The organism is Pontibacter sp. YIM B11418 (assembly GCF_059278805.1).
This window is the reverse complement of the sequence record NZ_JCAEMH010000001.1, coordinates 850,887-862,445: the sequence shown is the minus strand read 5'-3', so window position 1 is coordinate 862,445 and position 11,559 is coordinate 850,887. Positions and strand designations below refer to the sequence as shown.

Below are 11,559 nucleotides of genomic sequence, written 5' to 3'. Positions count from 1 at the left end.
AAAAGAATCCCGGAGCTGCAGTAGTTCCGGGATTCTTTTTTTAGGTATAGCAGGTATAAACTAGTTGATCGGCTGGGTCAGGTCGAAGTCAGCCTGGAAGCGGAGCTGGTTGTCGCGCTTGAGGATGTAGCTGAAGGTTTTGCCATCCGGGCTCAGCACGACGTTCCACTCATTCGTTGAGGCGGCAGGTATAAGCTGGGCGGTGAAGGCGTCGGCCGGGAAGCGCATGGTGCTGGCATCGTTTGTTTCCATGGCAATGCCGCCGTACATAGTCACTTCGTCTGGGGTGCCGTCTTCGTGGCGGTGGTCATGCTTTAGCTGCAGGCCTTCCTCCATTTGAGTAAACACCCACGTTCTGGACTTGTCTTCGCCAACATGGAAAGGAATGCGGATAACCTCATCAGAACACTCCCGCACGTGCATGGTCAGCTCTTTCCCTGCAAACGGATCCTTGCCATCAGCCGGAAACACAGCTTTGCCTCGAAAGCTCTTGCCGCACAGTTTGCTTAATTCCGTGAAGAAGGCCTGTTGGGTGGCTGTTACCGGCGAGGCCAATTGCTGCGCCTCAGGCACCTCCTCAAGTTCTTCGGTTTGTGGCGGAGTATTGCTGGCCTGTGGCTGTTGTGCGCAGGAGGCGAACATAAAAGCCACGCTCATGGCGAGTAGTAATTTCTTCATAGTCCCTGTTTTGTTTGGCTGAAGATAGGCAATATGGGCGATCCGGCAAAATAAGGGGAACACGGCAGCGGTAGGTATAGGAGGTGACTCAGGTTGTATGTCTTTGTGCTATACCTGAAGAAGACGGAAATGCTGCGCCATAAAAAAGCCCCGATGCAACGACCGGGGCTCTTCTGAATTGCTTGCTGTCCGCTAGCGCTGCAGCACCAGTTTCTGGGTATAGGTCTGGTCACCGAACTTTACACGGAGCAAATATATGCCGGAGCTTCTTGCCGAAAGATCAATATCAGCTTCGTAGAAACCGTTGAATCCGGTCACCTTGCGGGTATAGATCTGGTTGCCCAGCATGTCTGTCACACTCAGGAAGAGGTCCTCTTGCTGTTTCGTCTCAAACAGCACTTTAAACACCCCGTTACTTGGGTTGGGTGAGGCTACCAGTTCCTTTTTTAACGTACGTCCATTTGCCTGATAGGCGAAGGTATAGCTCTGCGACCGTGTGGAAACGCAGCCCTGCCACTGTGCCTGCACACTATAGTCGCCGCTTTCAGTAGGGGTATAGGTTTGTCCGGTTGCGCCAGGTATAGGCTGGCTGTTCAGGTACCACTGGTTGCCATCCGCCACACTCGATTGCAGGCTCAGGTCTTGGCGCGTGATGAGCGGCGTCGGAATAGGAGTGCCATTCTCAACCGGAACTGCTACCCTTGGGCTGGCGCAGCCGAGCGCCCGCACTTTCAGGTCGTAGAAGTAATAGTAGTAGCTTAGCGAACCTGGACTGGCCGTGTTTCCGGTGATGGTAAACACATTGCTTACGCCAAACGGATAGCCCGTTACACCCGCATTGTTCCGATAAATGGTGGCTCCATCCTTATGGTCGTAGCTGATGGCAATGTTGTAAGTATCAGCCTCGGGTAGCTCCAGACCTAAATAGTACACCGCACCCTGATCGTTCGGATCATCTTCCTGTACCCCTGGGGCAGGGGTGGAGCGGGTAGCTTCCACAGTAATTGTCCGGCTCGAAACAGGAGAGCCGTTGCTGTTGTAGGCCGTAAAGGTGATCTTGCCGGAGTTGCCAATGTACAGGCGGGCGCTTTCCAGCAGCATCGGTGCCTGCGTTTCTACAATAACATCTGGTGTGAACTGGTTATAGCCACCACCTGTCGCAAACTTCTTCGTTGCCGGGCCAATGGTAGCCGAGAAGTCATTGAGCGAGGCGTAGATGGTGCCGTTAGCACTGCTCCTGGCAATGTTGGTTGCGTTACCTGCCGCTATAGGCGTGCCTCCGCTTGCCGTGTTGTACCAGAACACGGTGCCGTCGCCTGTGCCGGTCAGGGTATAACTGGGCTGATCGCCGCAGCGCGTGGCCACAGCCTGTGGGGCAGCTGTATTGCCTCCCACTGCATAGTTCCTGCGCAGCGTATTATTCTCAGGTACGGCATCACCGGCAGCACCTGCCGAGGCAACCAGTTCATAAGTGGCCCCCGCTTCCGTCTGAAAATCAGCAGTAAGTAAGATCTCGTCAGAAGTGAAAGATTTTAAAGTATTGGTGTAGGCCGTTGTCAGGGTGGCTACTTTGGAACTGCTGCGGTATACCTCCAGTGTGACAGGTATAGCCTTCTGATCGCGCAGCCCGTTGTTGCGGAGTGTAACGATGAACTGTTGAGTTGTGCCCGCACAAAGTGAAGCCCCGACCGGAGTTACCTGCTGCAGTACGATATCCGAAGAAGGCTTTGCCACTTGCACAATGTAGTCCTGCGTTTCGCCGCGGGTATAGGTGCCACAGGGGCTTATACCTGCCGGGTCGGATGTTTCAGCCAGCACAACGCGTAGGCGGGTGATGTGGCCGGGCTGCAGGAACGAAGGGGCGGAGATGCTGGCATTGAACATACCTACACCGCTAATCACGCCCGAAACAGCTGCTTCCTCACCCTCATCTTCAAAGCTGCCATTGCCGTTCCAGTCCACATATACCTTGGCTACCTTGCTGGAATTGGCGCCACAGGTGCCCAGTTCAAACGATACTGTTTTGGTCTGGCCTGGTTCAAAAGTCAGCAGCATTTCGTCTTGCACGCGGTAGGTAGTGCAGCCGTCAAAAGGAGTGGTGATGCCGTCGAATGTAATCTTGCTGATGCGTGAACCAGCCTCCGAAGCAGGTGCACTTGCACAGTAGGCGGTGCCGCCCACGCCACTCACCAATAAAGAATAATCCTGAGGACCCTTCTGTAGCGTGCGTTTATGCGACACGGTAATGGTATAGGTCTCACCAGGTATAGGCTTAGGTATAAACACCTGCTCTACGTTGTCCACCAGGTTATCGCCGTGGGTTGCCGGCTGCTCCGGTTTGTTCGGGTCCAGTACCCAGGGCAAAATGATAGTGCCACGGTGCGTTATGCGTACATCCAGGTCGTTGACCAGGCGCGGGCTGCGGTTGTTCAGGGCGCTTGCCGTCGGGTGGACGGCCCCCTCCGGATCGGTCCAGGAAATGGTGGCCACCAGCGGCCCCGCACCAGACGCCACTACCTCGAAGGTATAGATTTTGCCTTGCTCCAAGTTGCGCTCCTGCATCAAGTGCGTGCCCTGGGTATTGCTGATCATGGTAGCAGCTCGACTGGCGTTCAAAAGTCCCCAGCCATGCATGTAGTCGGGGCCCGGAGCATCGCCGGCCTCGTCAGCGGTGTGTATGGCCAGACCCTTTAGTGTGGCGGCGCGCATAAACTGCCCCTTGTTCAGATTGGCATAGTGCTCCTGCAGGAGTAGCAGCGAACCCGATATGTTGGGAGAAGCCATGGAGGTGCCGCTCAATGCCTTATAGGATTTGTCGCTGACACTTGTCGTGGAAAGTATGTTTTCTCCACCGCCTACCAGGTCGGGTTTGATACGGCCATCATCGGTAGGGCCAAAGCTGCTGAAACCGGAGACCTTTACATCAGAAGATTGGTTATAGCCGCCCGGTATGTTGCTCACCGCGCCCACTGTCAGTATGTTTTTGGCGGAGCCGTAAGTGGCGATGCCATCATAGCTGTCGTTGCTGCTGATGTTATCCGGGCGCTTTGCCACCAGCGTAAAGTTACCGTTGGAGTTGCGCTGCATGTAGGGCTTGCCTACTTCGGGGCCCGGTTCCTGCCGGTTGTTCCCACCCGACTTCACAATCAGAAAATAAGGGGCGTTGTAGGCAATGCGGTCCCAGCTAACGGAAGTCTCGTCGTAATAGCCAAACTTGTAGTCTTCTGTCTCACTTACTTGCGTTGCGCCCCACCACTCCCAGTATGGATCTTCATCGGTGCCTTTGCGCTCGCTGTTATAGCGCCAGCCGGCTATAGTGCCATACGAGTGGTTTGACACCAGCATGTTGGCTTGTGCCGCTTCGGCCATCTCGGAGGTGTTGTTATTAAAGTCATAGGCATAAAGTTTCTGCACGCCATAGGCCATCCCTTTTGCCTTGGCGCTCAGGCCGCTGGCAATGAGTGTACCTGCCACATGGGTAGCATGCTCATTTAGCTTAGTGACTTTGTCTTTCTGCTCCACCCGGCCGCGCAGCTCCACATGCGATTCACGCACCATACCACCATCCCAGATGCCCATTTTGTCGGTTACGCTGTTGCCTGCCCCGCTGAGGTTGAGGCCTAGTTTGCCGCCTTCCCAAAGCTGGTCCGTGCGGGTGGTGCTGGCGGCGGAGCTATTGTAGGTGATGTAGTAAACCGGCATGCCCAGCTTGTCGAGGTGCTGCAGCGAGATGTAGGTGCCGTCAGGGTATGTCTTTTCTATTTCCCACCCGTTTTGCCTGGCAAGGGCAATGGCCTCGGCACGTTTTACCCGGTAATTCTTGTCTTCAGCTGCCGCAATGCGGCCCAGTTCCTTCACATTTGCGCGCACAGGCAACGTACCAACCTGCTGCGCGAAGCTAACAGTAGTTGTTGCAAGTGCCGCAGCCATCAGCCAAAGGCTCAATCCTCTCATAAAGTAGTTTAGGTAGAAGTTTAGAACCACCAATATAGCTAAAAGTGCCCGAACCCCAAACTGGTTCAGAATGAATCAGATAATTGGCTAAACATTGACTTTGAAGTTATCTATACCTGATGTTAATCAAGCCATTTACAAAAAAAAGCGCCCTGCATTTTTAGTACAGGGCGCTCTCAATTTCAGAAGGCTTATCCGGTTATTTTCGGAGGTAGTTAGCAAAGTCTTTGGCGAAATAGGACAGGATGATGTCGGCACCGGCACGCTTGATGCTCAGCAGACTCTCCAGCATGGCCTTTTCACCGTCGATCCAACCTTTGAGGTCCGCGGCTTTCACCATGGCATACTCCCCGCTCACGTTGTAGGCGGCGATGGGTAGGTGAGAGTTGTCGCGGAGCAGCTTGATGATGTCCAGATATGCCAAAGCAGGTTTCACCATCAGGTAATCAGCTCCTTCTTCGGTGTCCAGGGCAGCTTCGATCAGGGCTTCGCGGCTGTTAGCCGGGTTCATCTGATAGGTTTTTTTGTCACCCATTTTCGGGGCAGAATCGAGAGCGTCGCGGAACGGACCGTAGAAAGCGCTCGCGTATTTGGCGGTATAGCTCATGATGCCCACCTTGTGGAAGCCGTTCTCATCGAGTACGCGACGGATGTGCCCAACGCGCCCGTCCATCATATCCGAAGGACCCACAATGTCGGCCCCGGCTTGCGCCTGTGTGAGCGCCATGTTGCCCAGTACTTCCAACGTTTCGTCGTTCACGATCTCACCGTTTATCACAATGCCGTCGTGGCCGTCGGAGCTATAAGGATCCATAGCAACATCGGTCATCAGCACCACATCCGGGAAGTTTTTCTTGATCTCGCGGATAGCTCTTGGGAACAAGCCGTCGGGGTTCGCGCTCTCTCTGGCGTACTTGTCTTTCAGGTTTTCGGGGATGCTCGGGAAAGGGGCGAAAGCCTTGATGCCCAGGTCCACGCAGGAGGCCACCTCATCGAGCAGGGTATCCACAGAATAGCGGTTGATGCCTGGCATGGAGCCTACTTCCACCTTCTGATTCTGGCCCTCGATGATAAAAAGTGGGAAAATGAAGTCGTTTAGTTCGAGGGCAGTTTCCTGCACCATGCTGCGGATGACTTCGTTATAGCGGTTTCTTCTTGGTCTTTTCGTGATCATAATATAGCGTTTGCTCTAAAATGTTTCAACATAAGTATACCGCAAAGGTACGGCTTATGCGGGGCAAAGCGAAGTTATACCTTATATTTTGGCAGGCGCTATACCTGGAATCGCGTCTACTCCTGATGAGGTTCAGAAATAGCTTCCGGTGCGATGTTGTCAGATTTTGTATGCTGCTTGTGCGCCACAAAAGCGCCAATACCAAGCCCCACCAAAAAGCCGGCAAATGCAAAGGCGATGATCCATTTTCTTAAGCGAAGAGAGAGGGAATGGGTGTTGGGTTTCATTGATGGGAGTTTGCCGCGGGGAATCGTTGAAAGAAGTCGAACTGTATTAAACTGTAATATAATAAATTGCCTCACCCATGCTTTTGCCGAAACTGTAAATAGCAAAAGCCGAAGCGGCAAGTAAGATTGCTTTGATGATTATCGGTGTCAGGTATAGGTCTCCTTTTTTCATAACGGATTAGCGTGTTATGTTAAAAATAAGTTCGCCAATACTGCTTCCGACCTGTTCTCCTGCTATGAACACTATAACAAGCGCTATTATGATAGTGCCTATTCTAACTGATTTTTTCATAAGTCAAATTTGCTAGTCTTCATTGTCAAAAGCGGCGTCATTAAAACCCTCTAAGAGTCTTTTGGCCTCCTCTTCATCCTGCTCTGAAATAATCAGTTTCACCGGATTAAAGCCGCCTGAACTTACCTGCCAGGGCGCGATGCTACCCATGTGCTCGTTTTGCATGAACACGTAAATGCTATGGTTCTCAAGCATGTTTTTGATGACGGCCGCCCGGTGGAAGTCGCCGGAGAAGATAACTATTGGGTTGGTTTGATCGGATTTGGTCATGTTTTCAAAGCTGTTGCTTTCTAAAGCTAGTGAATTTAAGGCAGACTTGAATGCTCGATGCATAACAAAAAAGGCGAAGCCGCTACAGCCTCGCCTTTCATGCGTTTCAGGTATACCTGACTTAGAATTTCATGATCACCTTTTCGATGATATCGCAGCATTCGTGCAGTTGCTCCTCTGTCATCACCAAAGGCGGTGCGAAGCGGATGATATCACCGTGGGTTGGCTTGGCGAGCAGGCCGTTCTCCTTCAGTTCTACGCACACATCCCAAGCAGTGCGGCCGTCAGTTGCAGGCTTGATCACGATGGCGTTGAGCAATCCGCGGCCACGTACCAGCGTTACTACTTCCGGGCGCTTTGCCATCAGTTGGTTCATGCGGTCCCGGAAGATCTCACCCAGTTTGTAAGCATTCTCCACCAGGTTTTCATCTTTGATCACCTCCAAAGCAGCAATAGCCACAGCGGCAGCCATCGGGTTGCCACCAAAAGTAGAACCGTGCTCGCCTGGCTGAATGCACAGCATGATATCGTCGTCGGCCAGCACACAAGACACCGGCAGCACACCTCCCGAAAGAGCTTTGCCCAGTATCAGGATGTCGGCTTTCACGTCGTCGTAGTACGTAGCCAGTAGCTTACCAGTGCGGGCTATACCTGTCTGAATTTCATCGGCCATCAGCAGCACATTATACTCTTTACAAAGCGCATGTGCCTTGGATAGGTAGCCGTCCTGCGGCACGACCACACCCGCCTCGCCCTGAATCGGCTCCACCATGAAACCGCATACGTTCGGGTTTTCTTTCAGAGCTGTTTCCAGCGCTTCCAGATCATTGTAAGGAATTACTTTAAAGCCCGGCATGTACGGACCAAAGCCTTTGGTCGAGTCCGGGTCGGTAGAAAAAGAGATGATGCCCGTGGTGCGGCCATGGAAGTTGCGCTCCACTACAATGATCTCGGCGTTGTGCGAAGCGATACCCTTTTTCAAATAACCCCACTTGCGGGCCAGTTTAATGGCGGTCTCCACAGCCTCGGCGCCGGAGTTCATGTAAAGCGCCTTGTCGTAGCCAAACAGCTCGCAGATGTACTTCTCGGCTATACCTAACTTGTCGTTGTAAAAGGCGCGGGAAGTAAGTGTAAGCTGCTTTGCCTGTTCGATCAGGGCGTTGATGATGTGCGGGTGGCAGTGTCCCTGGTTCACGGCGCTGTAGGCCGACAGGAAATCATAATAGCGTTTGCCTTCCACGTCCCACAGGTATACGCCCTCACCTTTGTTAAGCACCACCGGCAGTGGATGGTAGTTGTGGGCGCCGTATTTTTCTTCGGTTTCGATGGCCTGTTGGCTGGAAGTAATGGATAGCGTGCTCATAGTTGATGTGTTAAAAAAGCTGTTGTCTGAAACTCGGGACAGGGCTGCACCACAGGCTGCAACTCCGAACCTATATCTACAGGGTTTCTGATGATTTGTTGTAAATATAGCGATAAACAGCCTGAATTATACCCTCGCCCGGAAACTAAGCCTATGCGCGCCTCGCCTGCCCTTTCAGGCATTGTCTGAACACAGCGTAGAAGCCCTCCGGATCATACTCGGCGTAAATGTTGGTCATGATGCCGAACTGGTTGTCATCGGTGCGGAAGCCGTATATCTCCTCTTCGCCACTCTGCGCAGAAGGCGAAGGCACGATATGCCGCTCGAGCAGGGTAAGTTGGGTAGGGGAAATGGATTTACTCAGCTCAGAGCAATATACCTGCTGGTGCTGTATGCTGAAGGTGTTCACGAAGCCGCGGGCGCGCATAACGGATACAGCCTCACTCAAATTGTTGAAATGGGACATAGTTTATATGATTTAGGTATTGAATGCGCGGCAGGGAGCAATATCTTGTTTAACGGATATTGTGAGGAAGGTATAGAGAGAAGCACAGTTATTTGGTGAGCGTCCTGGTTTTGCCGATATTTGGCGTTTAAAAAGAAGTATAGCCGTGAGCGATCTGAGAGAAGGAGAGGATTTTTACTTTGAGCGGGGACTGATGGTGCTGACGGCCAGGTACCTGCTCAAGCGTGGCTATTGCTGCAAAAACGCCTGTCGCAATTGCCCTTATGGCATCACTAAAAAGAAGAAAGAAGCCGGAGAGAAAGGTTCGGACAAGGTATAGGTGACGCAATTTAAAGGCCTTTGTAGCTGTTTTAGAGCATGTTTTGCTAAAATTATCTGCTATGCCTTTGACATTGTGTTTCTTTTTATAGATATTTGCACCCCTATTGAAATAATTTAGAAGAAAATACAAGATGGCACGAGTTTGCGATTTAACCGGAAAGAGAGTACAAGTAGGAAATAACGTTTCTCACGCTAACAATAAGACAAAGCGTAAGTTCTATCCGAACCTTCAGAAGAAGCGTTTCTACATCCCTGAAGAAGATGCTTGGGTAACCCTTAAAGTTTCTACTTCAGCATTGAGAACAATCAACAAAAACGGTATTTCTGCCGTTCTGAAGAAAGCAGTAGAGCAAGGCTTCATTATGTACTAATGGCAGCCTTCCGGCTGTGCGTACTGTTATGCTGGCTGTCTTTTACGGCAGTAGCGCATCCGCACGCAGGCTCGGGAAAGCCATCTGATACTTTAGATAAAGAGTTTCACCGGCAACGGAGAGAGGTACTGCGGCAACAGCTGCCCCCTCGCTCCGTTGCCGTTCTTTTTGCCAGTCCCGTGCGCAACCGCGCCAACGACGTGGACTACTACTACCATCCCGACCCCGACTTCTACTACCTGACCGGCTATACCGAGCCGAATGCGGTGCTGCTGCTTTTCCAGAGTCCGCAGAACGTGAATGGCAAGCAGGTGCAGGAAGTTTTGTTCGTGCAGCCCAACGACCAGATGCAGGAACTCTGGAACGGTAACAGGCTAGGCGTGGAAGGAGCAGAGAAGGAACTAGGTATAGCTACGCTCGAGAACACCGACTTTGCCGGCTTTAAACTCGACACGATCAACCTGCAGCACATCCTGATCAAGGAATTGCCGCATGACGTGCGCGACGATGCTGCTGACGAAGCCGACTTGTTTAGCCTGCTCGGTCAGTTCAAAACGAAGGTAAAGTACCCGGCCAACTTCAGCGCCACCCGGAGCATGCTCTACGGCATTGTGCGCGAACACGGGCTGGGGCAGGCAGAAGGAGTAGCCGCCTACATTCAGGAGGCCATGCAACGAGAGCCGGATCTGAAGCATGACAAGTCGCTACAGGGTTACCTGCAAGCTAAAGATATGCGCTCCCGAACCAAAGCCGTGGCCGCTATACCTAATCAGAAACTCGACGCTTTCACCCTAGACCAACTGCTGGACGGCATGCGGGAAGTGAAAACCGATGCGGAAATTAATCTCCTTCGCAAGGCGGCAAGTATGTCGGCTATCGGGCAGATAGAGGTGATGAAAGCCATGAAGCCGGGCATGTCCGAAATGGAAGTGCAGGGTATACACGAGTTCGTGTTCAAGAAATACGGGGCGAAACATGTAGGCTACCCGAGCATAGTGGGCGCCGGCAACAACGGCTGTGTGCTGCACTATACCTCCAGCGCCAAGCCGGCTATACCTGGCAACGAACTGGTGTTGATGGATGTGGGAGCCGAGTACCTGGGCTATACCGCCGACGTTACGCGTACCATACCTGCCAACGGCAAGTTTACCAAAGAGCAAAAGGCCATTTATGAACTGGTGCTGAAGGCGCAGGAGGCGGGTTTCCAGCAGTGCAAGGTGGGCAATGCTTTTAACGCACCGCACCAGGCAGCCGAAGCCGTGATTGCTGATGGACTGGTGAAGCTGGGTGTTATTAAGAAACGTGAAGAAGTGCGGCGCTATTTTCCGCACGGCACCTCGCATTACCTGGGCCTCGACGTGCACGATCGTGGTAGCTTCGGACCTTTCCAGGCAAACACAGTCATTACCGTGGAGCCAGGCATTTATATACCGGAGGGCAGTCTCTGCGACAAGAAGTGGTGGGGCATTGGCGTGCGCATCGAAGATGATATTCTGATCACTGAAAAAGGCTGGGAAAACCTCTCGAAACTGGTGCCGCGCACCGTAACGGAAATCGAGAAGACCATGGCTCAGCCGAGCGCATTGGATGGTTTTAAATTGCCAACATTAGAACACTAGTAGTTAAGGCGGCCATCAGGTATATTGCATACTTGTTCAGGTATAAAGAAGATGGATGCAAACTTTAATGAATCAGCGCTTTATTATGTTATTGGCGCCTTACTTATCCTGCAGATGTATATCGTGTGGGACATATACCGGAAAGACTTTAGAAGCGAGTGGGGCAGAACGCTGTTTCTGGCGGCTGTGATGCTGATTCCTGTTGCTGGTATGTTACTGTATGCCCTTTTCTCCCACAGATTTCTGAAAGAGCAAGACGCATAAGCAGGTATAAACGTGTACTTCTGGCGGCTCGAAAAAGCTTCTTCAGAAAAATTTATACTTTGTTTGTAATTAGAGATTTAAGCTTGTATATTTGCAGTCCTAAATAAAAATTTACTGTTGAGATGGCTAAAAAAGCAAAAGGTAATAGAATCCAGGTAATTATGGAGTGCACAGAGCATAAAGCGACTGGCATGCCTGGAACTTCAAGGTACATCACTACCAAAAACAGAAAGAACACAGCTGAGCGTTTAGAGCTTAAGAAGTATAACCCTGTGTTGAAAAAAGTAACTGTACACAAAGAAATTAAATAACCATGGCTAAGAAGGTAGTTGCAACCCTAAAGACCGCTACAGGTAAAGATTGGGCAAAAGTGATCAAAGCCGTTAAGTCTCCAAAAACTGGTGCTTACAGCTTTAAAGAAGAGATGGTGCCTGTTGACAAAGTACAGGAGTTCCTAAAGAAGTAATTAAGCCTACTCTACTTATACATAGATAGAATAC

At 51.5% G+C, this 11,559-nt stretch carries 14 protein-coding genes; 6 read left to right on the top strand and 8 right to left on the bottom strand.

Annotated features, from left to right (window positions below):
• Nucleotides 1-60 precede the first annotated feature (60 nt).
• The 8 genes from AC4QZR_RS03990 to AC4QZR_RS03955 form a co-directional block, all read right to left on the bottom strand.
• Entirely contained in the window at nucleotides 61-678 is a 618-nt protein-coding gene (locus AC4QZR_RS03990; protein WP_494479723.1) for a hypothetical protein, read from the bottom strand.
• A 192-nt stretch (nucleotides 679-870) separates the two neighbouring features.
• On the bottom strand, nucleotides 871-4,632 hold the full coding sequence (locus tag AC4QZR_RS03985) for a S8 family serine peptidase (RefSeq protein WP_494479722.1): 3,762 nt from the start codon (nucleotides 4,630-4,632) through the stop codon (nucleotides 871-873).
• Between the two features lie 199 nt (nucleotides 4,633-4,831).
• Entirely contained in the window at nucleotides 4,832-5,806 is a 975-nt protein-coding gene (hemB, locus tag AC4QZR_RS03980; protein ID WP_494479721.1) for a porphobilinogen synthase, read from the bottom strand.
• Nucleotides 5,807-5,922: 116 nt separating this feature from the next.
• Entirely contained in the window at nucleotides 5,923-6,093 is a 171-nt protein-coding gene (locus AC4QZR_RS03975) for a hypothetical protein (protein WP_494479720.1), read from the bottom strand.
• 46 nt (nucleotides 6,094-6,139) lie between these two features.
• Nucleotides 6,140-6,265: a hypothetical protein gene (locus tag AC4QZR_RS03970; protein ID WP_256488427.1), complete on the bottom strand. Its 126-nt coding sequence runs from the start codon at nucleotides 6,263-6,265 to the stop codon at nucleotides 6,140-6,142.
• Between the two features lie 132 nt (nucleotides 6,266-6,397).
• Nucleotides 6,398-6,655, bottom strand: a complete 258-nt coding sequence (locus AC4QZR_RS03965) for a putative signal transducing protein (protein ID WP_494479719.1) — start codon at nucleotides 6,653-6,655, stop codon at nucleotides 6,398-6,400.
• 121 nt (nucleotides 6,656-6,776) lie between these two features.
• A complete protein-coding gene (rocD, locus tag AC4QZR_RS03960; RefSeq protein ID WP_494479718.1) occupies nucleotides 6,777-8,018 on the bottom strand; it encodes an ornithine--oxo-acid transaminase in 1,242 nt (413 codons plus the stop codon).
• A gap of 151 nt (nucleotides 8,019-8,169) precedes the next feature.
• Nucleotides 8,170-8,484 (bottom strand): hypothetical protein, encoded by a 315-nt coding sequence (locus AC4QZR_RS03955; protein ID WP_494479717.1) that lies wholly within the window; start codon nucleotides 8,482-8,484, stop codon nucleotides 8,170-8,172.
• A 145-nt stretch (nucleotides 8,485-8,629) separates the two neighbouring features.
• On the opposite strand from AC4QZR_RS03955, the gene AC4QZR_RS03950 reads away from it, so the two are divergent.
• From AC4QZR_RS03950 to AC4QZR_RS03925, 6 genes are all read left to right on the top strand, one after another.
• A complete protein-coding gene (locus AC4QZR_RS03950; RefSeq protein ID WP_494479716.1) occupies nucleotides 8,630-8,803 on the top strand; it encodes a C1orf53 family protein in 174 nt (57 codons plus the stop codon).
• Nucleotides 8,804-8,936: 133 nt separating this feature from the next.
• A complete protein-coding gene (gene rpmB / locus AC4QZR_RS03945; protein WP_007652245.1) occupies nucleotides 8,937-9,176 on the top strand; it encodes a 50S ribosomal protein L28 in 240 nt (79 codons plus the stop codon).
• Nucleotides 9,176-10,795, top strand: coding sequence for an aminopeptidase P family protein (locus tag AC4QZR_RS03940; protein WP_494479715.1), 1,620 nt, complete (start codon nucleotides 9,176-9,178; stop codon nucleotides 10,793-10,795). Before rpmB ends, AC4QZR_RS03940 begins: the two co-directional genes overlap by 1 nt.
• 51 nt (nucleotides 10,796-10,846) lie before the next feature.
• On the top strand, nucleotides 10,847-11,059 hold the full coding sequence (locus AC4QZR_RS03935; RefSeq protein WP_494479714.1) for a PLDc N-terminal domain-containing protein: 213 nt from the start codon (nucleotides 10,847-10,849) through the stop codon (nucleotides 11,057-11,059).
• A gap of 122 nt (nucleotides 11,060-11,181) precedes the next feature.
• Nucleotides 11,182-11,370 carry a 50S ribosomal protein L33 gene (gene rpmG / locus AC4QZR_RS03930; RefSeq protein ID WP_007652246.1) on the top strand — a complete coding sequence of 63 codons (189 nt, stop codon included), beginning with the start codon at nucleotides 11,182-11,184 and terminating at the stop codon, nucleotides 11,368-11,370.
• 2 nt (nucleotides 11,371-11,372) lie between these two features.
• On the top strand, nucleotides 11,373-11,525 hold the full coding sequence (locus AC4QZR_RS03925; protein ID WP_007652248.1) for a DUF4295 domain-containing protein: 153 nt from the start codon (nucleotides 11,373-11,375) through the stop codon (nucleotides 11,523-11,525).
• Nucleotides 11,526-11,559 lie beyond the last annotated feature (34 nt).